The following is a 24629-nucleotide window of genomic DNA, read 5'->3' as shown; positions in this document are numbered from 1 at the left end:
CGCGCGGCGATGGCGCACCGAGTACGCCGAGCCGCTGGTCGCGGCGTTGAACTCCGGCTCGACCCGTGGCCTGGACCCGGCCACCGACAACCGGGGCAAACCGCTTTTCGACGAACTCCGCGCCCGCTTCGAGAACCAGAACACCAGTCTCGCGGCCGCCATCGCCGACGACCAAGAGCACCTGGCGCACACCCGGACGGTCCGGGACGCCGTGCTGGCCGGGATGGTCATCGCGTTCCTGCTCACCGGCGTGCTGCTGACCGTGCTGGTGCGGCGCCTGATCGCGCGCCCGCTCAGCTACCTCACGGACGCATCGCTGCGGGTCGCGGGCGGCGACTTCGATCATCACATCGACGCGCACGGCCCCGCCGATCTCATGACCGTCGCGCACGCGGTCGAGAGCATGCGCCGCCGCATCGTCGCCGAGCTGAGTTCGTCGCGGGCTCAGGAAGCGGCGCTCGCCGAGCAGAAGACCGATCTCGACCTGCAGGCCGAGGAACTGCGCCGGTCCAACACCGAGCTGGAGCAGTTCGCCTACGTCGCCTCGCACGACCTGCAGGAACCGCTGCGCAAGGTGGCCGCGTTCTGCCAGCTGCTGGAGAAGCGGTACGGCGATCAGCTCGACGAGCGCGGCAAGCAGTACATCGACTTCGCCGTCGACGGCGCCAAGCGGATGCAGGTGCTGATCAACGATCTGCTGACCTTCTCCCGAGTGGGCCGGATCACCGATCGCAACGACCCCACCGACCTGGGCCAGACCCTGGACAAGGCGCTGACCAATCTCTCCGTGGCGATCGAGGACACCGGTGCGCTCATCCACCGCCCGGACCAGCTGCCCGAGATCCTCGGCGATCCGACGCTGCTGACGATGCTGTGGCAGAACCTGATCGCCAACGCCATCAAGTTCCGCGAGCCCGACCGCACCCCCGAGATCGAGATCACCTGCGCGCAGGGCGAGGACGGCAGCGGCTGGCTGCTGTCGGTCTCCGACAACGGCATCGGGATCGCGCCCGAATTCGCGGAGAAGGTGTTCGTCATCTTCCAGCGCCTGCACAATCGTGAGGAGTACAGCGGGACCGGCATCGGGCTGGCCGTCTGCAAGAAGATCGTGGAATACCACGGTGGCCGGATCTGGATCGACACCGATTACACCGCGGGCACCCGATTCTGCTTCACCCTGCGCGCCGGCGAAACCGACAGCGCCGCCCGTACCGCCGACGCTCCCGTCCACGAAGGAGTCACCGCATGACCAACCCCGGCCGGCCCATCGACATCCTGCTCGTCGAAGACGACCCGGGTGACGAGTTGATGACGCGAGAGGCGTTCGAGGACAACAAGATCGGCAACACCCTGCACGTGGCCAGGGACGGCGAGGAGGCACTCGACTTCCTCTACCGCCAAGGCGCGTACCCGGACGCGCCGCGGCCGGACCTGATCCTGCTCGACCTCAACCTGCCGAAGTACGACGGCAGGCAGGTGCTGGAGAAGATCAAGGCCGATCCCGATCTGTCGCACATTCCGGTGGTGGTGCTGACCACTTCCGCGGCCGAAGAGGACATCCTGCGCAGCTACCGGCTGCACGCCAACGCCTACGTCACCAAGCCGGTCGATCTCGACCAGTTCGTCGCCGCCATCAAGCAGATCGACGACTTCTTCGTCCAGGTCGTGCGGCTCCCCCGCCAGAGCCGGTAGCGTCTCCAGAGGCCCGCCACGGCGTCGTCGCGCTTGTGGCACAGAGCTTCACGGGATCGCCGACCGCTCGGCCGGATCGGGTTCCCACCTGCGGTATCGCGGAAGTGAATGCCTATTGATCAACTGGGTATAGCTTCGGGGAGCATGGCATACGCACGGCGAACACGCCACAGCCGAGCCCGGCGACGGCCCGTGTGCTCGGCATGGCGCAGAATACAGCGCACCGATCCCCGACAGGGAGGTAACGAGGTGACGGCGCATCGACGCTCTTGGGACGACACGACGACGCGACGAGCGGGCCGCGACAGACGCACGATGACCTCGGCGGCTGGTACGCGGTCGTGAGCACGGGTGAGCGAGTTCCGCTACCCAGCGCCGCGACGCCGCTGGAGCTGGATTTCCCTGCCGAAGCCGTCCAGTTGGCAACCGTCCGGCACACGCTGCAGCAATGGCTCACCGACTCCGGCATGGCGGCCGGTCCGGCCTACGACGTGCTGCTCGCCGTCAGCGAGGCGTGCACCAATGCCGTCGAGCACGGCCACCGCGGCGACGGCGGCGTGGTCCGCTTGCGGGCCTCGATCAGCGGCGACGAACTCCGGGTGACCATTGCCGACAGCGGGCGATGGAAACCGCCCGATCAACGAGCCGATTCGCTGCGCGGGCGCGGTATGCCGCTGATTCGCGCGCTCATTCCAGAGGTCGACATCACCACCGGGGACTCCGGCACGGTCGTCGATCTCCGGACGCGCTTTTCGGAGTGATCCCGGATCTCAGAACTGGGACGGGCTGTCCCGCGCGTCCCGCAGCCGGACGTTGTCGGCCTGTAGCCGGTCGTTGTCGGCGTGCAGATCGGCATTGGCATCCTCCAAATCGAGAATGCGGCGGATTCCCGCCAGATTGACGCCGGTCGCGACCAGATCGGTAATCCGGCGCAGTCGAGCCAGATCGTTGCCGCTGTAGCGACGGGTGCCTCCGTCGCTGCGCGCGGGAGTCAGCAACCCGTGGCGCTCGTAGAGTCTGAGCGTCTGCACGCCGATTCCCGCCAGCCCGGCCGCGACCGAGATCCCGTACACCGCCTGGCCGGGATCCGGTAGATGCCTCGAGTCGCCCCTCTCCTGCGCCATCCATCCTCACTTCGCATCGCCCAACAGATTTCCTAGTTTAGCGCCTTGCGCTCAACTTCTCGCACTGCTATAAAAAATCTGTACCAGATGACAGAGGTTATCTGGACCCTACTACGGAGAATGGAGTGAGGTGGAGGTGGCGACCATGCTGATGCGTACCGATCCGTTCCGCGATCTGGACCGTCTGACGCAGCAGGTGTTCGGCACGAAGGCACATCCAGCGGTGATGCCGATGGATGCCTGGCGCGCGGGCGAGGAGTTCGTCGTGGAGTTCGATCTGCCCGGAATCGACGCCGAATCACTGGACCTGGATATCGAGCGCAATGTGTTGACGGTGCGTGCCCGTCGTCCCGAACTCGACGCAGGCCGCGAGATGATCGCCGCGGAACGCTCCCGCGGCGAGTTCAGCCGCCAACTTTTCCTCGGCGAGAACCTCGACACCGACAACATCCGCGCCGACTACACCGACGGGGTGCTCCGCCTGACGATTCCCGTCGCCGAGAAGGCCAAGCCGCGCAAGATCGAGATCGGTCGCGGCAACGGGCACAAAGCGATCGACGCCTGACCCGGCCGGGCTGTACTCGGGCGGGCCCGCCGACCGGGCCCGCCTCGGCTCGAACGGGAAAGGCGTCATCGCGCAGAGGCTATTCTTGCGAACGGACCACCTGATGGAGCACCCGATGACGGCACCAAGCGAAGCACGCGACGCTCGGCTCGCACCGACGCGATCCGGCCCCGGACTCGCATCCGAAGCCGCGGTCGTCTGGCCCGACCCCAGTCCCCTCGACGCCTGGTGGCGCCGGATCATGTACCCCGATCCCCAGCACCGCGACGCCGCGTGAGCGCGCACCGGATCCCATCGTGACGGGCCGCCCGCAGTACCGCACCCCGGCGGAATTCTGGCGCCGCGGCACGGTGATCTGGTTCAACGTCGAAAAGGGCTTCGGATTCCTCCAGCCCGACGACCACCCCGCTCAGGTCTTCGTCGAGTACACGAGCATCGAGACCACCGGATACAAGTCGCTGGCAGCGGGCCAACCCGTCCTCTTCCGGGCCACCATGCGCAAGCGGGGGCCCGAAGCCACGGCGGTGCGCCCGCTGCTTCCGGACGCTCGACCTCGGCCATAGGGAGCGGCGAGACAGTACTATTACCGGACATACATGTCCGGTCGCTTCCGGGCTGCCGTAGTTGCCTGGGAGGTGGTCACGTGACGGCGGACTCCCCTCATCCCGATCCGGTCACGCCACACCGCACAGCCGCAGCGTTCGGCGGCTTGGAATTCGGGATCTACGTTCCCCAGATCGTTCCGGACTACGAGACGCTGGCCGGCCTCGCTCGAACGGCCGAGCGCACGGGCTTCGGCACGTTGTGGTTGTTCGACCACCTCTACGCTCCCGGACTCCCCGATCATCCGGCACTCGAAGCCTGGACGACCGCCACCGCGCTGCTGGCACACACCACGACCCTGCGCGTCGGCACGCTGGTGCTGTGCAACAACTTCCGGCACCCGGTGTTACTGGCGCGCATGGCCACCACACTCGACCTGATCTCCGGCGGACGGCTGGAGTTCGGCCTCGGCAGCGGTTCGGTACCCGAGGAGCACCGGCAGGCGGGCTTGCCCTGGGGGTCGGCCGCGGAGCGGTCCGAGCGACAAGCCGAAGCGACGATGGAGTTGTTCGCCGCCGAGGTCATGCCGCAATTGCGAGCGGGCGCCATCCCGCGACCCGCCGACGCCGCGCCACCGACTCGACCGAGTTCACCCTCGACGCGATCGCCGACGTCGTGGCGGCGATTCGCGCTACCCCGTGTCGGATTCCCGGTCGTCACAGTCGATCCAACTCCTCGCTTGTCCGACGCGACTGCTCGGTCCGCGTAGCGAGCGTCCGGCATCCGACAGGTTCGGCGCAGGCCACGACGACGGGGATGGCGTTGATGACCGGCATCGCGGTCATGATGTGCCCGAGGGTCATGATGTCGGCGATCGTCTCCGCTCGGAAATCCGGTGGCGGCAAGAAGCTGACGACGTTGCGTACCGTGGGGCGGCCGTCGACGCGCAAGACCCAGCCGTCCTGATCGATCTTCCAGTCGGGCTCGAGCGCCTGGCCTTTGCGCCAGCGGACCTTGATCTCCACAGCGGTCCGGTCCCCGATCCGGCCCTTCCAGCTCGCGTGGACGCCCGCGACGCATCCCGCCGGGATAGTCCACGATCCGAGGTCGAGATCGGCCGTGTCCGGGCATATTCGGCGACGCAGCACACCTCGTCGAACTCGACGCCGAGCGCGTCACCGACCAGCCGCACCGCCTCGCCGAATACGCCGGTGCGGTGCGCGGTCATCGCGGGCGCTTCAAGGCCGACGAGGCGGGCGACGTCATCCGCCGCAGCGGCGCCAAGGCCGTGCTCGTCCAGCAGGGTTTCCTCGGCGTCGACTACACCGGCGCCACCGATGTGCCCGTGATCGATCTGAAATCCGATTTCCTGGACAGTGGCGCGCCGTTCGAGCGGAGCGTCGCGAGTACCGACATCGCCGACGTCATCTACACCTCCGGCACCACCGGGCGTTCCAAGGGCGTGATGATGAATCACGCGCAGACGCTGCGGCTCTACGCGGAGTGGTGCGATCTGGCGGATCTGCGGGAAGGCGACCGTTATCTGATCGTCAACCCGTCCTTCCATACCTTCGGCTACAAAGCCGGTCTCGTGGCCTCGCTCATCCGTGGCGCCACGATCCCTCCGGTCCCCGTCTTCGACGTCGATCGCGTGCTGGAACTGGTGGCGCGGGAACGGATGACGATGCTACCCGGCCCGCCGACGCTCTACCACTCGCTGGTGGAGGCCGCCGGTACGCACGATCTGTCCTCGCTGCGAGCCGCGGTCACCGGGGCGGCCGACATCCCGGTGGAACTCATCCGCCGGATGCGTGAAGAACTTCCGTTCCGCTCGATCATGACCGGATACGGATTGACCGAGGCGGGCACCGCCACCGCGTCCCGGCCCGGGGACACCTTCGAGCAGATCGCGGCGACCGTGGGGAAATCCTGCGACGGTGTCGAGGTCCGCATCGCGGAGGACGGTGAAGTGCTGGTCCGCGGTTACAGCGTGATGCAGGGCTACCTGGACGACCCGCGGGCGACGGCCGAGGCGATCGACCCGGAGGGCTGGCTGCACACCGGCGACCTGGGCATCCTCGATCCCGAGGGCAGGTTGCGCATCGTCGGACGCAAGCAGGACATGTTCATCGTCGGCGGGTTCAACGCCTATCCCGCCGAGATAGAGGGGTTTCTGCTGGAACACCCCGCGGTCGCGCGGGCCGCCGTCATCGGTGTGCCGGACGAACGGCTCGGGCAGGTCGGCCGGGCCTTCGTGGTGACCAAGGACCCGGTCACCGAAGCGGAGCTGATCGCATGGAGCCGCGAGCGGATGGCGGGCTACAAAGTCCCCCGCTCGGTGCGTTTCTGCGCACGCTGCCGCTCAACGCGACCGGCAAGGTGATGAAGGTCCACCTGCGGTAGAGCGTCGGGCGCCGGATATCGTGCAGGCGCGACCGCAGAAAGGATGCGCATGACCGACTTCCAAGATTTCGACGCGCTGCGCGCCGCCGTGGGCACCGTGCTGGGCCCCGGCGAGTGGATCGAGATCGACCAGCGGCGCATCGACCTGTTCGCGGAGGCGACCGGCGATCGGCAGTGGATCCACGTCGACGCCGAGCGCGCCGCAGGCGGCCCGTACGGCGCCACCATCGCGCACGGATTCCTCACCCTCGCCCTGCTCGCCCCCATCAGCCAGCAGGTGATGTCGGTGACGTCGGCCCGGATGGCGATCAACTACGGGCTGAACAAGGTCCGCTTCATCAGCCCGGTCCGGGTCGGCAGCCGGGTGCGCGGCACCGTCACGCTCACCGCCGTCACCGATGTGCCCGGCGGGGTCCAAGCCGAACGCACCGTGACGATCATCGCCGAGGGCGCGGACAAGCCGGCCTGCGTCGCCGAGCACCTGGTCCGGTATCTCGCCTGAGCGGTCCATGCCGATCCGCCGCGCCACCCTCTCCGGCAGCCCGCACACCGACGAGCGGGCGAATCCGCTGTAGTGGCAACGGGTTACGTCCGCTGCCCGGCGAGGACGATCTGGATGCCCGCGGCGGCCGGTTGCCGCACGCACCCTCGCCGGTATTCATCGCATCAGTGGGCTCAGCTGGAAGGCGCGCCCACCTGGGCCACCACGGACCTGAGCGGCCTGCGCTTCGTGGACGTGAAGACGCCCGCGGCGCGCCACCCTCGCGTGTCGACCACCTGGACCGAGCCGGGCCACGCCTACGCCAACACCGAGATCTTCACAATCACCACATGCTTCCCCTCCGGCACACCCGAGGACGAGATCGCGGGCAGCAGCGGCCGGCCGCTGCCGGGAACACGGTCGTGGTGGCGTGCGTGGTGCCCCACACGGGCGCGACGGTGGACGCCGCAGGATCCGCGCGTTCCTGCGCGAGCGGCTGGCCAGCTTACAAGGTTCCCCGGCACGTGCTGTTGTTCGCCGAGCGGGACATCACGCTCACCGGCAGCGCCAAGATCATGTCCCGTGAACTGCGGCAGCTTGCCGCGAAACGGCTGGCAGGGGCCTAGCTCCACGGCCGTTCGCGGGCCGCGACAACAGCTGTCGCACCGGGCGGCGCGCCGGGGTTCCCACGGAGGGATCGACCTGCTATACATTAGGGGAGGCTTACCTCGTTAGTCGAGGCTAACCTCAGTGAAACGGTGACTGTGAGGCTTCATGTACGTGTGCATCTGTAACGCGCTGTCCGAAGGGGACGTGCACACCTGCGTCGCGGCCGGGGCCGACAGTGTCCGCCAAGTGAAGAACGCCTGCGGCTGGAAGCCCGGCTGCGGCAGTTGTACGGCGCGATTGGCCGAGGTGATCGGCCGCGCCCGCGCGACGACCGGGGCACAGCCCTCGGCCGCCTGATCCGACACGCCAGGCGGTCTCTCCCGCGCTGCGCACATTCTGTGCCACGATCGCTGCTATGGACGGCGACAAGGACATCGTGGCGTTGCTCAACGAGCAACTGACGGCCGAACTCACGGCGATCAACCAGTACTTCCTGCACGCCAAGATGCAGGAGAACTGGGGCTTTACCAAGCTGGCGCGGCACACTCGGCACGAGTCCATCGATGAGATGAAACATGCCGAGCTCCTCACCGACCGGATCCTGTTCCTCGAGGGGCTGCCCAACTACCAGAAGCTCAACCCGCTGCGCATCGGGCAGAGCGTGCCCGAGCAACTGCGGGCCGATCTGCAAATCGAGTTGGAAGCGGTCGAACGGCTCCGCCGGGGCATCGAGTTGATGCGTTCGCGCGGGGACGTGACTTCGGCTCGCATCTTCGAGCACATCCTCGAAGACGAAGAGCAGCACGTCGACTATCTGGAGACCGAACTCGATCTGTTGGAGACATTGGGCGAGCCGCTGTACCTCCAGCGCTTCACCGAGGCGCCGGGGGACTGATCCGGTTCTCCGGCGCGCCTACGAGTGGCTGCCCGGCGATGCCCCCCTGCGCTGGCCGCGCCGAGGCGTATCGCCGGGCCCGTCGTTGCCGGTGCCGGGCAGGAGCGCCGAAGAGGGACCGATCGAGTGTGGCGCGCTCGAGGTACGCGTGGATCCCGCTCTCCCAGGTGTAACCCGATGCCGTGCAGCTACATGGCCTTCCCCGCCACCCGCACCGCCATCTCGGTGGCGAACGCTTTGGCCATCGCGGCCGCGTCCCCGGCGTCCGGTGCGGACGCGACCTCGGCCCGCACGGCGTCCGCCACCAGTCGCCGGGCCACCGAGATCTGCACCAGCATGTCCGCGCACGCGCGTTCGAAGGCCTGGAAGGACCCGATCGGGCGGCCGAACTGCTCGCGCACCCCGGGGTAGCCGACGGTGGCCGTCAGCATCGCCGCGCTCAGCCCGAGACTGTCGCAGTCCGTCGCCAGCGCGGCCCGATCGTAGAGCCGTCGCACGGCGGCGGCACCGTCGCCACGGAATCGCCACACCGCCGCCTCTGCCGCCTCGACGCCCTCGGCGCGCACCCGTCCTAGATCACGCGTCGCGTCGACCAGCGGCTGCGGGGTGACGTCTGTCCCCGCATCAGGCCCCGGCGCCACGATCACGGTGTCGCCGTCCGGATCCAGAGCGGGCAACAGCAGCCGGTCGGCGACGGGCGCGTCGAGAACGAACTCGGCGTCGCCGTGCCCACGGCCGGAGAACCTGTCCACGACGGTGCACCGGGCGCGGCCGGGCTCGCACTCTCCTGCAATTCCTGCCGGACCGAGAACCGGAATGTGGGCAGGAGCTAAATTCCGACCCAAATTACGAAAATTACCCATACGGGATACCTATCGACATTGCACCTGGTGGGGGGCAGGATCAGGTTTGACGGTCAACGTCGCCCGCCCGGGGGAATTCCAACAACATCGTCCGATGATTGGACTTCCAATGTTTATCAAGAAATTGGTGGCAACCGCCCTGTTCGCCATAGCGACGACAGGCATAGCAACGGCCACAGCACACGGTGAGGGCACCCTGGCAGACCTCACGCTCAACGGGGTGGATGGGCCTATCTCCTACACGACGACCCTGGCTTCGGATCACCGCACCGCGACGGTCGATCTGGATTCCGGCCGGTTCGAGGTGACACCGGCCGGCGTCAACGTGCTCGCTGACGACGGCGCGATCGTCGGTGCGATCCCGACGACGCTGCGAATGGAGACCGGACAGAATTTCAGCGTCACACCCTCGCTCGATCAGTCGGGCAGGACACTGACGCTGACTCCGGCGGCCGGCGTGCCGTCACCCGCCGCGGTCGCACCTGAGCTGCAGGGTCTGATGCACGACGCCCTGTTCGGTGGCGCCTTGATCGGTGCGGCGATCGGTTGCGCGATCGGTATCGCCATCGGCATCTGGTTCTTCATCGTCGGCGCCGTCATCGGTTGTGCGGTCGGCGCTGCGGTAGGCGCGTGGTTCGGCTTCTTCTTCACGCCGTTCTGATCGATATTCCGGAGAACCGAATCGAGGTGTTCGACACGGCCGGGCGGATGACGGATCCGCTCGGCCGCTCCCTGTTCGAGAACGGCTCGCCGATGCGGCGGACCGACTCGGAGCATTCGGGTGGCCCAGCGATTCTTGGCTCAGCTGATCGACAGTCCCTGCGGAGGCATATCCCCGGCAGCCGTCCCGCTGGAGTCGGCGAGCAGGTCCAGGGCGATATCGATGATGAGGTCTTCTTGACCGCCGACCAGGCCGCGGCGCCCCACTTCGAGCAGGATCGTGCGCACATCGATGCCGTAGCGCCGCGACGCCGTTTCGGCGTGCCGCAGAAATGACGAGTACACCCCGGCATATCCGAGTGTGAGGGTCTCGCGGTCCACGCGCACCGGGCGGTCCTGCAACGGCCGCACCAGATCGTCGGCGGCGTCCTGCAAGGCGAACAGGTCGCAGTTGTGCTTCCAGCCGTACAGGTCGGCGACCGCGACGAACGGTTCGATCGGGCAGTTGCCCGCTCCGGCGCCGTGCCCCGCGAGCGAGGCGTCGACCCGGGTGACGCCTTCTTCCACCGCGACCACGGAATTGGCCACCGAGAGCGACAGGTTCTCGTGCGCGTGGATGCCGATCTCGGTGGCCGGATCGAGCACCCGGCGGTAGGCGCGGACCCGGTCGCGGATACCGTCCATGGTCAGCCGTCCGCCGGAATCGGTGACGTAGACGCATTGCGCCCCATACGATTCCATCAGCTTCGCTTGTCCGGCCAGGCGGTCCGGTTCGGCCAGGTGCGACATCATCAGGAATCCGGAGACGTCCATGCCGAGTTCCCGTGCGGTGGCGATGTGCTGAGCGGACACGTCGGCTTCGGTGCAGTGGGTGGCCACCCGGACCGACCGGACGCCGAGCCGGTAGGCCTGCTCCAGTTCTTTGATGGTGCCGATGCCGGGCAGCAGCAGCGTGGTCAGCCGGGCGTGGGTGAGATTCGCGGCAGCGGCTTCGATCCATTCCCAGTCGGTATTGCTTCCGGGGCCGTAGTTCAAGCTGCCTCCGGCGAGGCCGTCGCCGTGGGCGACCTCGATGCCGTCGACCCCCGCGGCGTCGAGCGCCGCCACGATCCGGCCGACGTCGTGGGGAGTGATGCGGTGGCGCACCGCGTGCATGCCGTCGCGAAGCGTGACGTCTTGGATGAACAGCCGGGTGGTCATCGGAGCGCTCCCTGTTCTGCCGGTGCGGCGATCGTGCCTGCGATGGATTCGGCGTAGCGCAGCGCGGCCGAGGTCATGATGTCGAGGTTGCCCGCGTATGCCGGCAGGTAGTGCGCGGCGCCTTCGACCTCGAGGAACACCGACACCTGATGGGTCGGCGCGTCCACCGCGTCCGCGCGGAGCAGGGTGCGCACGGGTTGGTCCCGCGGCACGGCGGTGATCTGAACCTGTTGCTTGAGCCGGTAGCCGGGCACGTAGGCGGCCACCTGCGCGACCATTCGCTCGACCGATTCCCGGATCGCCAGCTGTGTGGCCGGGTCCGGTGCGGTGACCAGGCACAGCACCGTGTCCCGCATGATCAGCGGCGGGTCCGCCGGATTGAGGATGATGACGGCCTTGCCGCGGCGGGCGCCGCCGACCGTTTCGATCGCGTGCGCGGTGGTCTCGGTGAATTCATCGATGTTCGCGCGGGTACCGGGGCCCGCGGATTTCGACGCGATGGACGCGACGATCTCGGCGTAGGGCACCGGGGCGACCCGGGAGACGGCCGCGACGATCGGGATCGTCGCTTGCCCGCCGCAGGTGACCATGTTGACGTTCGGGGCGTGGCGGTGTTCCTCGAGGTTCACCGCCGGTACGACGAACGGGCCCAGCGCGGCCGGTGTCAGATCGATCAGGCGTTTGCCGAGCGGTCCGAGCACCGCGGCGTGGGCGGCGTGCGCCTTGGCGGAAGTCGCGTCGAAGACCACGCCGATCTCGCCGAAGTTCGGCAGCTCCAGCAGGCCTTGGACGCCGTCGGCGGTGGTCGGGACACCGAACCGGCGGGCGCGGGCGAGGCCGTCGGATGCCGGGTCGATGCCGACCATCGCGCCCATCTCCAACACCGTCGAGTGCCGGATCACTTTGATCATCAGATCGGTACCGATATTGCCCGACCCGATCACCGCGACTTCGAGCTTGGCGGGGTTGTCGTTCATGGTCTCACTCCTGGATGAAGGGCGCGGTCACCGAGCCGAGTCCGGTGATGTCGGCGGTGACGGTGGCGGGGCCCTCGATCGGGGCCATCGGCCCGAGCGCCCCGGAGAGAACGATCTGACCGGCGCGCAGCGGCCTGCCGAACTCTCGCGTGGTCCGTGCCAGCCAGGCCAAGGCGTGCAGCGGATCGCCGAGGCAGGCGGCGCCGCTTCCCGTCGACACTTCGACACCGTCGATCGACATGCGCATCCGCGCCGAGACCGGGTCGAAGGAATCGAGCGTGCGATGTTCGGCGCCCAGCACGAACAGACCGCTGGAGGCGTTGTCGGCGACGGTGTCACCGAAGGTGATGTCCCAGCCCGCGATGCGGCTGTCGACGATCTCCAGCGCGGCCACGGCGTAATCGACCGCGCCGCGCACTTGCCGCTCGTCCAGCGGGCCGTCGGCCAGATCCTGGGCGAGCACGAACGCGATCTCGGCTTCCACCTTCGGTTGCAGCAGCCTGCTCAGCGGGACGGGCGTGTCCTGCCGGTACCGCATATCGTCGAACAACACTCCGAAATCCGGTTGGTCGACGCCCAGCTGGCGCTGCACCGCCGGGGAAGTCAAGCCGATCTTGCGTCCGACCACTTCGGCTCCGTCCGCGATGCGCTCGACGGTCAGCCGCTCCTGCACCGCATATGCCGCGGCAACGTCGTCGGCTCCGATCAGGTCGCGCACCGGGGCGCACGGAATGCGGGTGCGGGCGGCGGCGCCGAGCCGGGCGGCGGCGATCGTGGTGGCGTCCGCGGTCACGGAGCCTCGGTCGAGGCTGGAAGGAATCGGCATGGGAAGTCTCGGAATCCTTGTGGAGGGGTCAGGCAGTGTCTCACTGTCGCCGCAGGTAGGACGGGCCCGCCAGCATTGCGTTCCACTGAGTCGAACACTGCTCGGTAGGGTGGGGTCCACCGGCAAGGTTGGAGGTCGAGGTGTCATCTGCGTTCGCCGGTCGGGCGGTAGACGGTTCGACCGTGCTGGGGAAGGTCATGGCGGTGCTCGAGGCGTTCGCGATCGACGACACCGCACTCAGCCTGGCCGAACTGGGGCGGCGGACCCGAATACCGAAGGGAACCTTGCACCGGGTCCTCGGCGACATGGTGGCGGTGCGGCTGCTGGACCGGACCGAAGCCGGGTATCGGCTCGGGGGGCACCTGTTCGAACTGGGAATGCGCGCGTCGGTCGAGCGGAGTTTGCTCGAGGTGGCCATTCCGTTCCTGGAGGAGTTGAACGCGCGGATCCACGAGACCGTGCATCTCGGCGTTCTCGATGGAACGGATGTCGTGTACCTGACGAAGATCGGCGGACGCAGGCAGGCGAGCGCCCCGTCCCGGATCGGCGGCCGCATGCCGGTGCATTGCACAGCCATCGGCAAAGTGCTGCTGGCCAATGCCGACGCCGCGCTCCGTGACCGGATACTGGCCGGACCGCTCCGTCGCCACACTCCGCGCACGATGGTCCTGCCGGGCACGCTGCGCAACCAGCTCGATCGCATCGCGGCCGAGGGCGTGGCGTTCGAATTCGAAGAGTCCGCTCCCGGTCTCGTCTGCGTGGCCGCCCCGGTCAGCGAGGCGGACCAGGTGGTGGCGGCGATCAGCGTGGCGGGCCCGTCTCACCGGTTTCGTCCCGAGGCCCACGCGGCATCCGTCCGCGCGGCTGCCGACGGAATAGGGCTCACCCTCACCCGTCGGGCCCGGCTGTCGACCACGCCCGGCGGCTGAGCGATCGCTGCCTCCGGCACCGGAGGCCGTGGCGCGATCTTCGCTGAGTCTTTGCCTGCTCCCGGCAACGCGCGCGACAAGCACGGGCGACCTGGGACAAGCGCAATCACCCCGCAATTCGCTAGGGGTTCCCAGAAGGTATATCCATCTGTTACATTACCGATGCGGAGCCTATATAAACGGGTGAGCCCTACGTCCGAACGACAACGCTGTCACCGGATATCCGCCCCGACAATGACGTCGGAAGGCCGACAAAGTCGTCGGCCACGCAATCGGGGCCGCACCCGCCGGACAAGTGTTCCAGCCCGTCTCGTGAACTGCGTGCGAACCCGGTGGCTACCTCGTCACCGGAAAGCCGTCCGATATCCGGCCGTGTCGGACTGCGCGGTGCGGGGAAGGCTGGAACAATCCTGGGCGACCGCCGACCCGATCGGATATTGAACCAGAGGAACCCATCGACATGCCGATCAACTTCTTGAGCGGGCTGGATTTGATCGCCGCGCTCGATGTGCGCAATGTCGAAGCCCATCTCGCCGATGCTGTCGAGGGCTGTACGGCATGCGCCACCACCGCGCGGCCGGGCGACCGCTGCCCCGCGGGCCTGGCCGCCCGGATCCGCACCGACGCCGCGGCGGGCGCCGCACCGCCTCCGCTGACGGCGATCGAGATCATCGACAAACTCCTCGCACTGCGCCGGCCACCGCAGCCGGAAGGCTCGGGCGCGTAGAGCACCGCACACAGGCGGCCTCGACACACGCTCCGTGTACCGCAGCGCCGCGATTCAGGCCGTGCGTGTCGAGCCCAGCGAGCGGGAGTACGGCACCACCCTGGCAGTCCGGCGTGCATCCGTATCACGCAGAGGCCGGGCAGCGCACCCGCGTGCCGGAGGGCGGAATCAACTCGATGGCGTGGTCTGGGTTCGCGGGAACCGATGCCCCATCACGTCCGCCCACCAGGCGCTCATCTTGCTGGACTCGGGCCAGATGATCCGGTCCCGGTCTTCCTCGTCGGTGATGGGCATGTTCGCGTTCTCGATCACGATGCAATTCCTCTGCGCCGTCCATCCTTGACAACAGGCACCTCGCCCTCGCACGGCGCGAGCATTCGCGACATCGTTCGAGCAGTGAGGGGGCCCCATGGGTACCGGCACGACCGCGCTGTCGAGCCGATACGTGCAGCGGATACCACGCGCGACCGTAAACAAACCGATCTATCGGTACCCATTCCGCACATAGGGAGCACGAACGCGGGCCGCTCGGCCGGCTACTGCGCGTGCTCCGGCGACTCGCTGGGCACCCGCTCGTCGCGGACCCACGCGTCGGTCTGGGTGAGCCAGAACAGATAAGCCAGGGCGGGTAGCACCGTGACGGCGGCGACGGCCACGACAGCGAGCAGTCCCAGCAGTGTCGCCCTGGCGCCTGCGGCATCGGCGATGAGCATCTCGTCCACGAGGATCCACGGCGTCTGCGCGACCGCCCATCCGACGACGATCGCCGAGACCGCGGCCGCCGCCGGCACCCGCGCCCACCCGAAGCGGCGGCGGTACACCAGCACGAGAGTGAGCACGCCCGCGGCGGCCGAGAGCGCGATCAGGGGTAGCGCGCGCCCGAGCAGTCCGGCGCCGAGGGTCGGCGCGTCCCGCCGGATCGGCGCGATCGCCGCGATCGCGACCGCCCCGGTCACACCGCCGACCAGGAGCGTGCGGTTGCGCAGATAGCCGGCGAGGGCGTGGTCACCCGAACGCGCGGCGTCGGCGGTGAGGAAGACCCCGGCCAGGAAGGCGGACGTTCCCACGGCCAGCGTGCCGCCCAGCAGGGAGGTCGGATTGAGCCACGACGTCACCACGTCGCCGTACCCCTCGGCGGGCACCCGGCCGGAGGCGATCGCCCCGACGGCGGTGCCGAAGAAGAACGGCGTGATGAGCGACGCGCCGGCGAACAAGGCGCCGAACAGGCGCGCCTGGCCCAGCGTCGCGGAGTATTTGCGGAAGGCGAAATTCGCCCCGCGCAACACGATTCCGAGCAGGGCCAGGCTCATGGGGATGAACAGGGTGGTCATGATGGCCGCGAACACCGTCGGATAGGCAGTCCAGAGGAACACCAGGATGTAGATCAACCAGACGTGATTGGCTTCCCACACCGGCCCGATGCTGTGGTCGATGAGCACCCGCAGACGGCTGCCGCGCCGGGCTCCGCCCGCGGTGAGATCCCAGAATCCGGAGCCGAAGTCCGCGCCACCGAACAGCGCGTACGCCACCACACCGAGGAACATCGCCGTCGCGACCACGTCCGACAGATCCATCGTCACGGCTCTCCGATGCTGCGGGCGCGCTGCGCCTGGTCGACCGGCGACGCCCCGGGCCCATAGGGAGCGGTGATGGTGGTGGCGCCGCCGCGCCAGCGGCGAGCCATGGAACGCAGGACGACGACGGCGCCCACCGTCATCCCGACATACACCAGCAGCACGCTGACATAGCTCCACCACAGGCCGGTGCTCGTACTGGCGGCCTCGGTGGTGCGCAGCACCTGCCACACCGTCCACGGCTGGCGGCCCACTTCGGTGGCGATCCAGCCGCACTCGAGCGCGACCACGGCCAAGGGACCGGCGGCAACCGCCGCCCACAGGAACCAGCGCTCGTCCCGCAGGTCGCGGCGCCGCCAGCGCAGCAACCAGAACACCAGCACCAGGAGCGCGAGCAGGGTGCCGATCACGACCATGGTCTGGAACGCGAGGTGGGTGATGTTGACCGGTGGCCGATCCTCGACGGGGACCGCGTCCAGACCGGGGACAGGGGCGGTCAGCGAGTTGCGGGCGATGACCGAACCCAGGCGGGGGATCTCGAGCGCTCCGCGGACCTCACCGTCCACCAGCACGCCGCCCAACCGCAGCGGGGCCGGGCCCTCGGTGGTGGTGGCCAGTTCGAACGCGGCCAACTTGGACGGTTGCGTATCGTGCACCCGCATGCCGAGAACGTGCCCGATGAGCGGTTGCGCGAGCGCGGCGACGGTAGCGAAGACGAAGGGGACCGTGAAGCCCAGCCGGTGGTGGTCGTCCCGGCGGCCGCGCAGCAGACCGGCCGCGTACACACCGGCCACCAGGAATCCGACGAGCATGAACGCCCCGACCCACATGTGCGCGAACTGCAGGTAGACGCCGTCGTTGAACATCGCTCGCCACGGATCGACGTCGGTCACCTCGCCGTCGACGAGCCGGAAGCCGGTCGGATTGTTCATCCACGCGTTGACGCTGATCACGCAGAACGTGCCGACCACCCCCGCGAGGCCCATCGGCACGAGCATCGCGAGATGCCGGCGCGGCGGCATGCGACCCCATCCGTAGAGGTAGATGCCCAAGAAGATCGCTTCGATGAAGAAGGAAAGCCCTTCGAAGGCGAACGGCAAGCCCAGCACGTCGCCGTAGCGGCCCATGAGTCCCGGCCACAGCAGGCCCATCTCGAAACTGAGAACCGTTCCGGAGACCGCGCCGATGGCGAACAGGATCGCCGACACCGTCGCCCACCGCTTGGCCAGCCCCAGGGCGACGGGGTCGTCGTGGACGATGCCACGGCGGTGCACGACGTAGATCATGGCGGGGAACGCCACCCCGAAACAGGCCAGCACGATGTGCCATCCCAGCGAGAACGCCATCTGCTGGCGCGCGGGCAGCAGACCGGGCGGCGCCTCCGCCGACGCGTGGGAAAGCGCGACGAGCGTGCTCGACACCATGCCAGCCACCTTTCCGCGGTCTCGGGAGCCGCATCCCGCGCACTCCGGCCCTTTCGCGTGGTATCCCCATTCGCAGTGCACAAACCAGCAAGTCGCTCCGCCTTCGCGGGCTGGGACGGCATATCCGGATTCCGGCCCACGGGATCCCGTGACTATCGACATTCGCGGGGATTGTGGTGTGATCGGTGCAGGGAGGAGCGCCGATGGGGAATTCTGTGCGAGATCGGCACCGCTGGCTGTCCGGGGTAATCGGCAGTGTCGTGGCCGCCGCGACGGTGGCCGGTTGCGAGACCGCCGACACGCCGCCGAAGACGGCATCGCCGAGCAGCGTCACCACGTCGCCGGCCGTACCACTGCCGCCGCAGCCGTGGACGCCGGCCGAACTCACTTATCACCCGTGCAGCGTGCTCGGGCCGGACGATATCGCTCGCTTCGTGCTCGAGCCCGAGGCCGAGGCGTCCACGCCCCCGAAGCAGCTGCCGCGCTGCTCGTGGTCTTCCATCCAAACCGGAGCGTCCGGCAGCTTCACGATCGGATTCGCGCCCCATAACGTCGACCTCAGCGATCTCGGACAACGCGAGATTCACCGGCCGCTGGAGCGGACCGTCACGGTAGCCGGACGGCGCGCCGTACTGGAGCCCACTATCCGGCCGGACGGCCGTAACGGCAGCTGCGACGTGCACGTGTCGGTGCCTTCTGGCGGATCGTTCTATTTGGGGATCGCCGTCCCAGGGATAACTTCGGGCGTCGACTGGGACGTGTGCGCCGAGACAATCGACGTCGCCACCACGATCGCAGGGCGCCTGCGGTGATCGAACCGGCACTGCCGCCCACCGCCCGAGTCCACGAGCGCTGAGAGTCGTGCGTAACAGTGCCGCTCGTGGGCTGCGTTCAGCGGAATCGGCCTAGCGCCGATCGGACCAGGACCGCCGACGGCTCACCTCCTGCGACACCGGCACGTCAGGCTCCCGTGGTGGTGCGCCAAGCGCTGCGGCCGACGATGTCCAAGACGAGAGCGGCTATATTCCAGGCGTCGTCCGCACCGCAGTGGTGACGGCCCTCCAGCGGCAGCCCGGCGAGCTGGAGCGCTTCGGCCATGCCCGGACGGCGAGCCGATCCGTAAGCCTCCGAGAAGACCTGCTTGGCATTCGTGTGACGGTGTTCGAAGGGATATTCGACACCGGTGGCGGCACACTGCCGTTCGAACTGTTTGCGATCGTAGTCGCCCCAGCTGGCCCACGGCCGCAGTCCCGCCCGGTGCTCGGCCGCGAGCAGACGACAGGCGTCGGCGAATTCCATGCCGGTGTCGACCTCGGCCTGCGTGAGCCCGGTCAGTTCGGTGCAGAACTCGCCGACTGCCGACCGGACCGGCCGAACCAGGATGCGGTGCTTGGCGATCCGCTCCCGCGCGTCCAAGTCGACCACGGTCAGCCCGATCTCGATGATCTCGCTGACCGCGCCCGCAGGAACCTTCCCCTCCCAGCACGTCGCCTCGACATCGACCACATTCAGCAGCCCGGTGAACCCCTTCACACGCTGAGGGTAAGGACCGGAGCCTTCGGCTCTCAAATGGTTTCCGCTCGGCAGGAGTCCGCGAAACGGCGACTCGCCGTGCTCCCTCCGTCCGAACCCGCCCGGCTGCCGACGGGCCGGGCGGTCACCAAGTCAGAACAGGTTTGACGATCGTGCCCGCACGCTGCTGTGCCAGCGCGAGGTTGATGTCGGTGTGCGGGTAGGTGGTGACGAGCCGATCGATCGGGAAGCGGCCGGCGGCGTGCAAGTCCAGCAGGTGGGGGATGAAGGTAGCGGGTACCGCGTCGCCTTCGAGACAGCCGCGGATCACCTTGCCGCCCAACACGATGTCGCGCAGGTCGATCTGCGGGACTCCGGCGCCGAGACCGACCGCGACCACGGTGCCGCCGATCGCGACTCCGGCGGCCGCCGCGGCGAGTACTTTCGCCGATCCCGTGGTGTCGAGTGCGTGGGTGGCCCCGCCGTCGGTCAGCTCGCGAACCGCGGGCACGACGTCGTCGGCCGCCGGATCGAGGACCGCGGTGGCGCCGAGGTCCCGCGCCAACGCCCGCCGGAACGGGGACGGCTCGATCACGACGAGTTCGGCGACCTCGCACGCCAGCGCCGCCAGCACACCGGCCATGCCGACGGCGCCCGCGCCGTAGACGGCGACCCGGGCAACCCGGTCCGGCCGCAGCACATTCAGCACCGCTCCCGCACCGGTCAGGAACCCGCATCCCAGCGGAGCCAGCACCGTAGGGTCGACCTCGGTGTCGACGACTACCGTGTTGTCGGCCGTGCTCAGGGCGTACGCGGCGAAGCTGGACTGGCCGAAGAACCCGTCCCGCACCGGCGTTCCCGCGACGGTGACCCGGCGCGTCCGGTCCGCTCGGGCGCCGAACTGGTTGAGTTCCACCGCGCGCACACAATACGCCGGACGTCCCGCCTGGCAGTTCCGGCACGTTCGGCAATGCCGGAAGGTCAGCACGACACGATCGCCGGGCCGCACGCCGGTCACCGCCGCGCCCACGGTCTCCACCACTCCGGCGCCTTCGTGCCCGAGCAGCACGGGATGGTCGGCGCCGCCCGCCGCACGGGTGACCAGGTCGGTGTGGCAGATGCCGGTGGCCAGCACCCGCACCAGGATCTCGTCGTCGCGGGGTGCGTCGAGTTCGACGGCTTCGACGGTGAACGGCGCGGCGGGATCGCGGGAGAGCACCGCGGTGGTGGTCAGCATCGCTCAGACCCGCTCGAGCAGGAAGTAGAAGTGCTCGCCATCGACGAGCACCACGTCGGGACGGCCGTTCATGATGCCCATCAGCGTGTTCTCGTCGAGCCATTTGAAGTGGTCGAGGACCGGGCGGCGGTCGTAGACCATGGTGGCGGTCACCTCGCCGCGGAATTCGACGTTCCACAACGTCGCTTCCCCACCGCCGCCGAGTTCGACATTGGAGAACAGCGACCCGTCCTCGGCCCGGCAGATCAACGGTTTCGCATCGAGCAGGCCGTGGAAGGTCTTGCCGTACCAGCGGTTCACCGACAGCGCCTTGCGCAGCGGATGCCCGGTCGGGAACGCCGCCCCCTTCCACTCACCCAGGATGTCCTCGGCATGCGCGACCGGCAGGCCGGCCCACAGCGCATCCAACTCGGCCGCCGACACCCCGGCCTCCCGCTCGGCGAGATCCCGCCAGCCACGCCCTGCAGAGCCCATGTCCATCCTCGTTCCCGCCGCAGTTTCAGAACCGTTTGGTTCGGCAACTGTATATCCGAACCAAACGGTTCGGCAAGATAGGATGCCGCCATGCGCGCAGCAGGTCAGGCCACCCGCGACCGAATTCTCGTCGCGGCCAAAGCGGAGTTCGCCCGGTACGGCATCGCCGGTGCGCGCATCAACCGGATCGCCGCCGCGGCCAGGGCGAGCAAGGACCGGCTCTACGCGTACTTCGCGGGCAAGGACGAGCTCTACGCCGCGGTCACCGAGCAATGGGTCGCCCAGACCACCGACGAAACCGCCCTGGACGCCGCCGACCTGCCCGGTTACGTGGGCAGACTCTTCGACCACTACATCGCGCACCCCGACAACGCCCGGCTGCAGGCCTGGGCCGAGATCGAGCAGACCCACATCCCCGCCGCCGAAGACGCCATCCGCCGCGTCATCGCCGGAAAACTCGCCGAGATCCGCCATGGACAGGACCGGGGCTGGATCACGTCGGCGTTCGGGCCCGTCACCCTGATCGTCATGCTGACCGATCTGGCCCGCACCGCGGCCATGCACGCCACCCGCACCGACCACCACAACATCGGCGAACGCCGCGCCGCCACCGTTCTCGCCGCCCGACGCCTGGTCAGCCCGGATGCGCACCGCGCGGAAGACCGTCGCTGACTTCGCAGGGGCTTGCCGACACAGCCCCGAAGGTGATGGGCTAGAAGAGCGTCACATCACGCACGCCCGTATCGCTCGCAGCGCTGAGGGAAGGCGGTCCAGCAGGTAATCGCGCGGATGCCCGGCCGAAGGTGGGGCCGAGACGACGATGGAGCAAGGCATGGACGAGATCGAACGCGCGCCGCGGCTCACGGCGTTCCCGCGCATCGACGACTACGGGTTCATCTCCGATTGCGAGGTCACCGCTCTCATCGCCCCCAGCGGAGCCATCGAGTGGATGTGCCTGCCGAGGATGGACTCCCCCAGCGTCTTCGCCGCGATACTCGATCGATCCGCCGGCTCGTTCCGGTTCGCTCCCGCCGACTTCATGGTGCCCACCGACCGCCGGTACATCCCCGGCACCATGGTCATGGAGACGAGCTGGCGCAGCGGCGACGGCTGGGCGACGGTGCGCGACGTGCTGCTGGTCGGGCCGTGGCGGCACCAGACGCCGGGCCGCAGCGCCCATCGGCGCACTCCCACGGACTACGACGCCGAGCACATCCTGCTGCGGACGGTGCACTGCGAGACCGGACAGATCCACTTCAACCTCGATTGCCAACCGGCCTTCGAGTACGGCAGATACCGCGCGCGGTGGGACTACCTCGGCAGCTACTACCTCGCACAAGCCGGCGCCGACGGAACCGATCTGCAGTTGACGTTGAGCACCGACATGCGGTTGGGATTGGAAGGCACGCACGCGGTCGCCCGCACCATGCTGAAGACGGGCGACACCCGCTTCTGTGCGCTCTCCTGGGGCACTCGCGACGCTCCCGGCGACGTCGAAGAGGCCGAAGAACGGCTGCTGCGGACGATTCACCACTGGCGGCACTGGCTGGCCGGCGGGCGCTTCCCTGATCATCCGTGGACCGCGGAACTGACCCGCAGCGCGCTGACCCTCAAGGGCCTGACCTTCGCCCCGACCGGCGCGGTCGCCGCCGCCGCCACCACCTCGCTACCCGAAACCCCTGGCGGACAACGCAATTGGGACTACCGCTACTCGTGGATCCGCGACTCCGCCTTCGCGTTGTGGGGCCTGTACACGCTGGGCTTCAGCTGGGAGGCGAACGACTTCTTCTCCTACATCCTCGATTTGACCGAGGAAGCCAGGGACATGCAGATCGTCTACGGCATCGGGGGCGAAACCGATCTCACCGAACACACCCTCCCCCATCTGCGCGGGTACGACAACGCGGGTCCGGTGCGCACCGGCAACGACGCCTATCGCCAGCGCCAGCACGACGTGTGGGGCGCGGCGCTGGACGCGGTCTACCTCTATGCCCGCCACCAGGATCAGATCGACGCGCGGGCTTGGCCGCTGCTGGGGCGCGCGGTCAAGAGCGCCCTCACCTACTGGCGCGAGCCCGACCACGGCATCTGGGAGGTGCGCGGGCAGCCCCAGCACTTCACCTCCAGCAAGGTGATGTGCTGGGTCGCCGCGGATCGCGGCGCCCGGCTGGCTCGCATCCACCAGGATTTCGACCGCGCCCATCGCTGGCAACGGGCCGCCGACGAGATCCACGCCGATATCTGCGCACATGCGGTCGACTCGCGGCGGGTGTTCACCCAGTACTACGGCAGCACGGCGCTGGACGCTTCGACCCTGCTCATCCCGCTGGTTCGTTTCCTGCCCCCGGACGACGACCGGGTGCGCAACACCGTACTGGCCATCGCGGAGGAATTGACCGAAGACGGCCTCGTCCTGCGATACCGCGTCGGCGAGACCGACGACGGCTGCGCCGGGGAGGAAGGCGCTTTCACGATCTGCTCGTTCTGGCTCGTCTCGGCGTTGTCGGAGATCGGCGAGAAGAAGCGAGCCAAACAGCTGTGCGAGAAACTGCTCGGCTACGCCAGCCCCCTCGGGCTCTACGCCGAGGAGATCGATCCCCGAACCGGACGGCACTGGGGCAACTACCCGCAGGCGTTCACCCACCTCGCCCTGATCAACGCGGTGATGCACGTCATCCAGGACGAGCAGGCCTTGCTGCGGCAGGCGCTCGGCGGCGAGTCGATCGCCCCGCGCCTGGACGACGCGCCACTCACCCGGGGATACATCCATCGGTGACGAAAATCCGCTGCCGGGCCGCGGAATGAGCGGTCTTTCGTGCGGTGCCGAGCGCCGAGTCAGTACTATCACGTCCGACTGTTAACAGGACTAAGGATTTCATTGAAGGGCTCGACGATAGCGATGCTCGGCATCGCTGCGACCACGGCGTTCGGCATGACCACCGCCCCCGCGGCCGCTGACCCGGTGGCGGACAAATCTCGCGTCATCGAGACCGAGGACGGCTGGGAGTTGCGGATCAGCAAGACCGCCGAAGACGTGCAACGCGTACCCAATCTGGCCGCGACCCCGTTCACCCGGGAAGGGTTCGTCACGTTGTCGGCGGCGGCCGACATCGGTGGAGAAGGCAGTGCGGCGGTGAACTCGGGCACGTTGCAGCTGGGCTACCAGATCGGCTGCCAGGCCGATGTCTCCAACGGCCTCACCGTGGGCATATCCGCGGCGATCGGCCCAAACGCCTCGGTGACCGTCGTCCCGTCGCCCGGGCTCGCGGTCGGCGGCAGCGCGCTGGCGCTGCCGAACATGTCCACCACCATCAAGCCCGGCACCATCAGCAGCATCACGTTCGGCACGAAAGCGCTCGCCGGCGCGCACGGTTCGATCTCCGTCGATCAGATCCAGATCAAGATCGACGCGTGTGCGGGCGCGGTCAGCCTGCGCTCGTTCGCGATCGTGTCGATCTCCACGGCGACGGCCGACAATTCGGTCGCGGTCTACGGTGACCCGATATGGCTGTGATCCCGATGCGGGCGCTGCGGCGCTGGATCGCACCGGCTGGTGTGTCGGTTTCCCTGATCCTGGCTGCCGCCACCGCCTCCGCGGAACCCATTGTTCCGGCCGGCCCTCCGCAGACCTGCGGCGACACACCGGGCGGGTCCGCGTCTCCCGGGTGCGGCCCCGACAAGCCCGCGCCCGGAGCCCGCGGGCCTGCGGCTCCGCCACCAGCCCTACCGTTGCAGATGCTGGCGCCCCCGCCCGCGCGGTCGGCGCCGAACACCAATACGCCCGCGGGCGCGCTGGTTCCGCCCGCGCCGGGTCCGGGCGGAGCAACGCCGATCGTGCCGGCCAAGTAGCAGACGGGCCGGGGGCGTGGATTCGCCCCCGGCCCGGAAATGCGGCATGGCCGCTCGCCATGGTT

General features: G+C 68.4%; 30 protein-coding genes and 2 pseudogenes. 20 read left to right on the top strand and 12 right to left on the bottom strand.

Going from position 1 to position 24629, the window contains the following annotated elements; genetic code table 11:
* The 3 genes from ON27_RS38385 to ON27_RS38375 form a co-directional block, all read left to right on the top strand.
* On the top strand, window positions 1–1249 hold a 1249-nt coding region (locus ON27_RS38385), incomplete at its 5' end, for a sensor histidine kinase (RefSeq protein ID WP_043738833.1).
* Entirely contained in the window at window positions 1246–1692 is a 447-nt protein-coding gene (locus tag ON27_RS38380) for a response regulator (RefSeq protein WP_043738831.1), read from the top strand. The genes ON27_RS38385 and ON27_RS38380, both read left to right, overlap by 4 nt.
* Window positions 1693–2033: 341 nt before the next feature.
* Window positions 2034–2453 carry an ATP-binding protein gene (locus tag ON27_RS38375; protein WP_157227948.1) on the top strand — a complete coding sequence of 140 codons (420 nt, stop codon included), beginning with the start codon at window positions 2034–2036 and terminating at the stop codon, window positions 2451–2453.
* A gap of 9 nt (window positions 2454–2462) precedes the next feature.
* On the opposite strand, the gene ON27_RS38370 is transcribed toward ON27_RS38375, so the two are convergent.
* Window positions 2463–2816, bottom strand: a complete 354-nt coding sequence (locus ON27_RS38370; protein WP_043738827.1) for a MerR family transcriptional regulator — start codon at window positions 2814–2816, stop codon at window positions 2463–2465.
* 145 nt (window positions 2817–2961) lie between these two features.
* Here ON27_RS38370 and ON27_RS38365 point away from each other — a divergent pair, with 145 nt between their 5' ends.
* The 4 genes from ON27_RS38365 (at window position 2962) to ON27_RS45675 (ending at window position 4693) form a co-directional block, all read left to right on the top strand.
* Window positions 2962–3381, top strand: coding sequence for an Hsp20/alpha crystallin family protein (locus ON27_RS38365; RefSeq protein WP_043738876.1), 420 nt, complete (start codon window positions 2962–2964; stop codon window positions 3379–3381).
* 115 nt (window positions 3382–3496) lie between these two features.
* Entirely contained in the window at window positions 3497–3658 is a 162-nt protein-coding gene (locus tag ON27_RS43760) for a hypothetical protein (protein WP_157227946.1), read from the top strand.
* A 19-nt stretch (window positions 3659–3677) separates the two neighbouring features.
* Entirely contained in the window at window positions 3678–3944 is a 267-nt protein-coding gene (locus ON27_RS38360) for a cold shock domain-containing protein (protein ID WP_051047530.1), read from the top strand.
* A gap of 80 nt (window positions 3945–4024) precedes the next feature.
* Window positions 4025–4693 (top strand): LLM class flavin-dependent oxidoreductase, encoded by a 669-nt coding sequence (locus tag ON27_RS45675; RefSeq protein WP_051047529.1) that lies wholly within the window; start codon window positions 4025–4027, stop codon window positions 4691–4693.
* Here the strand turns inward: ON27_RS45675 and ON27_RS38350 are convergent.
* Window positions 4641–5164 (bottom strand): annotated as a pseudogene (locus tag ON27_RS38350) (hypothetical protein); the annotation flags it as partial. The gene ON27_RS45675 and the pseudogene ON27_RS38350 sit on opposite strands and share 53 nt — an antisense overlap.
* Between ON27_RS38350 and ON27_RS38345 the strand changes: the two are divergent.
* The 5 genes and pseudogenes from ON27_RS38345 to bfr form a co-directional block, all read left to right on the top strand.
* Window positions 5159–6327 (top strand): annotated as a pseudogene (locus tag ON27_RS38345) (AMP-binding protein); the annotation flags it as partial. The pseudogenes ON27_RS38350 and ON27_RS38345 sit on opposite strands and share 6 nt — an antisense overlap.
* Before the next feature lie 49 nt (window positions 6328–6376).
* Window positions 6377–6829, top strand: coding sequence for a MaoC family dehydratase (locus ON27_RS38340; RefSeq protein WP_043738872.1), 453 nt, complete (start codon window positions 6377–6379; stop codon window positions 6827–6829).
* Between the two features lie 329 nt (window positions 6830–7158).
* The gene (locus tag ON27_RS38335; RefSeq protein WP_043738825.1) at window positions 7159–7434 is read left to right on the top strand and encodes a hypothetical protein; all 276 of its coding nucleotides are present in this window, start codon (window positions 7159–7161) and stop codon (window positions 7432–7434) included.
* 148 nt (window positions 7435–7582) lie between these two features.
* The gene (locus ON27_RS42275; RefSeq protein WP_083888136.1) at window positions 7583–7774 is read left to right on the top strand and encodes a (2Fe-2S)-binding protein; all 192 of its coding nucleotides are present in this window, start codon (window positions 7583–7585) and stop codon (window positions 7772–7774) included.
* 58 nt (window positions 7775–7832) lie between these two features.
* Complete coding sequence (bfr, locus tag ON27_RS38325; protein WP_043738822.1) at window positions 7833–8312, top strand: bacterioferritin; 480 nt, start codon at window positions 7833–7835, stop codon at window positions 8310–8312.
* Window positions 8313–8500: 188 nt separating this feature from the next.
* Here bfr and ON27_RS42270 read toward each other — a convergent pair whose 3' ends face one another.
* Window positions 8501–9064, bottom strand: coding sequence for an acyl-CoA dehydrogenase family protein (locus ON27_RS42270; RefSeq protein ID WP_051047528.1), 564 nt, complete (start codon window positions 9062–9064; stop codon window positions 8501–8503).
* A gap of 157 nt (window positions 9065–9221) precedes the next feature.
* Between ON27_RS42270 and ON27_RS38315 the strand changes: the two genes are divergently transcribed.
* Window positions 9222–9836, top strand: a complete 615-nt coding sequence (locus ON27_RS38315) for a DUF8020 domain-containing protein (protein WP_245560561.1) — start codon at window positions 9222–9224, stop codon at window positions 9834–9836.
* 140 nt (window positions 9837–9976) lie between these two features.
* On the opposite strand, the gene dmpG is transcribed toward ON27_RS38315, so the two are convergent.
* Genes dmpG through ON27_RS38300 form a run of 3 tightly spaced genes read right to left on the bottom strand, consistent with a single transcriptional unit; the run spans window position 9977 to window position 12838 of the window.
* A complete protein-coding gene (gene dmpG, locus ON27_RS38310) occupies window positions 9977–11035 on the bottom strand; it encodes a 4-hydroxy-2-oxovalerate aldolase (RefSeq protein WP_051047527.1) in 1059 nt (352 codons plus the stop codon).
* A complete protein-coding gene (locus ON27_RS38305) occupies window positions 11032–12012 on the bottom strand; it encodes an acetaldehyde dehydrogenase (acetylating) (RefSeq protein ID WP_043738818.1) in 981 nt (326 codons plus the stop codon). The genes dmpG and ON27_RS38305 overlap by 4 nt, the downstream gene beginning before the upstream one ends.
* Before the next feature lie 4 nt (window positions 12013–12016).
* Window positions 12017–12838 (bottom strand): 2-keto-4-pentenoate hydratase, encoded by an 822-nt coding sequence (locus ON27_RS38300; protein ID WP_051047526.1) that lies wholly within the window; start codon window positions 12836–12838, stop codon window positions 12017–12019.
* Between the two features lie 197 nt (window positions 12839–13035).
* On the opposite strand from ON27_RS38300, the gene ON27_RS38295 reads away from it, so the two are divergent.
* Together ON27_RS38295 and ON27_RS38290 are read left to right on the top strand one after the other, a co-directional pair.
* Window positions 13036–13767 carry an IclR family transcriptional regulator gene (locus ON27_RS38295; RefSeq protein WP_051047532.1) on the top strand — a complete coding sequence of 244 codons (732 nt, stop codon included), beginning with the start codon at window positions 13036–13038 and terminating at the stop codon, window positions 13765–13767.
* Window positions 13768–14227: 460 nt separating this feature from the next.
* On the top strand, window positions 14228–14494 hold the full coding sequence (locus tag ON27_RS38290; protein WP_043738817.1) for a hypothetical protein: 267 nt from the start codon (window positions 14228–14230) through the stop codon (window positions 14492–14494).
* 168 nt (window positions 14495–14662) lie between these two features.
* Here the strand turns inward: ON27_RS38290 and ON27_RS43755 are convergent, their stop codons facing one another.
* The 3 genes from ON27_RS43755 to ON27_RS38280 all read right to left on the bottom strand — a co-directional run bounded on the left by ON27_RS43755 (window position 14663) and on the right by ON27_RS38280 (window position 17492).
* Entirely contained in the window at window positions 14663–14806 is a 144-nt protein-coding gene (locus tag ON27_RS43755) for a hypothetical protein (protein WP_157227944.1), read from the bottom strand.
* A 224-nt stretch (window positions 14807–15030) separates the two neighbouring features.
* Window positions 15031–16068, bottom strand: coding sequence for a cytochrome d ubiquinol oxidase subunit II (locus ON27_RS38285; RefSeq protein ID WP_043738816.1), 1038 nt, complete (start codon window positions 16066–16068; stop codon window positions 15031–15033).
* A gap of 2 nt (window positions 16069–16070) precedes the next feature.
* Window positions 16071–17492 (bottom strand): cytochrome ubiquinol oxidase subunit I, encoded by a 1422-nt coding sequence (locus tag ON27_RS38280; protein WP_043738815.1) that lies wholly within the window; start codon window positions 17490–17492, stop codon window positions 16071–16073.
* A gap of 203 nt (window positions 17493–17695) precedes the next feature.
* On the opposite strand from ON27_RS38280, the gene ON27_RS38275 reads away from it, so the two are divergent.
* Window positions 17696–18304, top strand: a complete 609-nt coding sequence (locus tag ON27_RS38275; protein WP_083888134.1) for a DUF3558 domain-containing protein — start codon at window positions 17696–17698, stop codon at window positions 18302–18304.
* Window positions 18305–18452: 148 nt separating this feature from the next.
* Here the strand turns inward: ON27_RS38275 and ON27_RS38270 are convergent, their stop codons facing one another.
* From ON27_RS38270 to ON27_RS38260, 3 genes are all read right to left on the bottom strand, one after another.
* Window positions 18453–19025 (bottom strand): 3'-5' exonuclease, encoded by a 573-nt coding sequence (locus ON27_RS38270; protein ID WP_043738813.1) that lies wholly within the window; start codon window positions 19023–19025, stop codon window positions 18453–18455.
* Between the two features lie 124 nt (window positions 19026–19149).
* A complete protein-coding gene (locus ON27_RS38265) occupies window positions 19150–20238 on the bottom strand; it encodes an NAD(P)-dependent alcohol dehydrogenase (RefSeq protein WP_174377925.1) in 1089 nt (362 codons plus the stop codon).
* Between the two features lie 6 nt (window positions 20239–20244).
* On the bottom strand, window positions 20245–20721 hold the full coding sequence (locus ON27_RS38260) for a DUF4334 domain-containing protein (protein ID WP_043738810.1): 477 nt from the start codon (window positions 20719–20721) through the stop codon (window positions 20245–20247).
* 84 nt (window positions 20722–20805) lie between these two features.
* On the opposite strand from ON27_RS38260, the gene ON27_RS38255 reads away from it, so the two are divergent.
* From ON27_RS38255 to ON27_RS38240, 4 genes are all read left to right on the top strand, one after another.
* Complete coding sequence (locus ON27_RS38255) at window positions 20806–21387, top strand: TetR/AcrR family transcriptional regulator (protein WP_043738809.1); 582 nt, start codon at window positions 20806–20808, stop codon at window positions 21385–21387.
* A 160-nt stretch (window positions 21388–21547) separates the two neighbouring features.
* Window positions 21548–23491 carry a glycoside hydrolase family 15 protein gene (locus ON27_RS38250; protein WP_245560560.1) on the top strand — a complete coding sequence of 648 codons (1944 nt, stop codon included), beginning with the start codon at window positions 21548–21550 and terminating at the stop codon, window positions 23489–23491.
* A gap of 102 nt (window positions 23492–23593) precedes the next feature.
* Window positions 23594–24229, top strand: coding sequence for an MspA family porin (locus ON27_RS38245; protein ID WP_245560559.1), 636 nt, complete (start codon window positions 23594–23596; stop codon window positions 24227–24229).
* Complete coding sequence (locus ON27_RS38240) at window positions 24220–24564, top strand: hypothetical protein (protein WP_043738808.1); 345 nt, start codon at window positions 24220–24222, stop codon at window positions 24562–24564. The genes ON27_RS38245 and ON27_RS38240 overlap by 10 nt, the downstream gene beginning before the upstream one ends.
* Window positions 24565–24629: the final 65 nt, after the last annotated feature.

This window comes from Nocardia asiatica NBRC 100129, from assembly GCF_000308415.1.
Lineage (GTDB): Bacteria > Actinomycetota > Actinomycetes > Mycobacteriales > Mycobacteriaceae > Nocardia > Nocardia asiatica.
Note: the sequence above shows the minus strand (reverse complement) of the source record. Positions and strands in the feature narration are given on the sequence as shown.

Bases quoted from the DNA above. Each gene is read 5' to 3' on its own strand.
- ON27_RS38380 (WP_043738831.1), top strand. From the start codon at position 1,246: ATGACCAACCCCGGCCGGCCCATCGACATCCTGCTCGTCGAAGACGAC.
- ON27_RS38370 (WP_043738827.1), bottom strand. From the start codon at position 2,816: ATGGCGCAGGAGAGGGGCGACTCGAGGCATCTACCGGATCCCGGCCAG.
- ON27_RS38365 (WP_043738876.1), top strand. From the start codon at position 2,962: ATGCTGATGCGTACCGATCCGTTCCGCGATCTGGACCGTCTGACGCAG.
- ON27_RS43760 (WP_157227946.1), top strand. From the start codon at position 3,497: ATGACGGCACCAAGCGAAGCACGCGACGCTCGGCTCGCACCGACGCGA.
- ON27_RS38340 (WP_043738872.1), top strand. From the start codon at position 6,377: ATGACCGACTTCCAAGATTTCGACGCGCTGCGCGCCGCCGTGGGCACC.
- ON27_RS38335 (WP_043738825.1), top strand. From the start codon at position 7,159: ATGCTTCCCCTCCGGCACACCCGAGGACGAGATCGCGGGCAGCAGCGG.
- ON27_RS42275 (WP_083888136.1), top strand. From the start codon at position 7,583: ATGTACGTGTGCATCTGTAACGCGCTGTCCGAAGGGGACGTGCACACC.
- bfr (WP_043738822.1), top strand. From the start codon at position 7,833: ATGGACGGCGACAAGGACATCGTGGCGTTGCTCAACGAGCAACTGACG.
- dmpG (WP_051047527.1), bottom strand. From the start codon at position 11,035: ATGACCACCCGGCTGTTCATCCAAGACGTCACGCTTCGCGACGGCATG.
- ON27_RS38305 (WP_043738818.1), bottom strand. From the start codon at position 12,012: ATGAACGACAACCCCGCCAAGCTCGAAGTCGCGGTGATCGGGTCGGGC.
- ON27_RS38300 (WP_051047526.1), bottom strand. From the start codon at position 12,838: ATGCCGATTCCTTCCAGCCTCGACCGAGGCTCCGTGACCGCGGACGCC.
- ON27_RS38295 (WP_051047532.1), top strand. From the start codon at position 13,036: ATGGCGGTGCTCGAGGCGTTCGCGATCGACGACACCGCACTCAGCCTG.
- ON27_RS38290 (WP_043738817.1), top strand. From the start codon at position 14,228: ATGCCGATCAACTTCTTGAGCGGGCTGGATTTGATCGCCGCGCTCGAT.
- ON27_RS38285 (WP_043738816.1), bottom strand. From the start codon at position 16,068: ATGGATCTGTCGGACGTGGTCGCGACGGCGATGTTCCTCGGTGTGGTG.
- ON27_RS38280 (WP_043738815.1), bottom strand. From the start codon at position 17,492: ATGGTGTCGAGCACGCTCGTCGCGCTTTCCCACGCGTCGGCGGAGGCG.
- ON27_RS38275 (WP_083888134.1), top strand. From the start codon at position 17,696: ATGGGGAATTCTGTGCGAGATCGGCACCGCTGGCTGTCCGGGGTAATC.
- ON27_RS38260 (WP_043738810.1), bottom strand. From the start codon at position 20,721: ATGGACATGGGCTCTGCAGGGCGTGGCTGGCGGGATCTCGCCGAGCGG.
- ON27_RS38255 (WP_043738809.1), top strand. From the start codon at position 20,806: ATGCGCGCAGCAGGTCAGGCCACCCGCGACCGAATTCTCGTCGCGGCC.
- ON27_RS38250 (WP_245560560.1), top strand. From the start codon at position 21,548: ATGGACGAGATCGAACGCGCGCCGCGGCTCACGGCGTTCCCGCGCATC.
- ON27_RS38240 (WP_043738808.1), top strand. From the start codon at position 24,220: ATGGCTGTGATCCCGATGCGGGCGCTGCGGCGCTGGATCGCACCGGCT.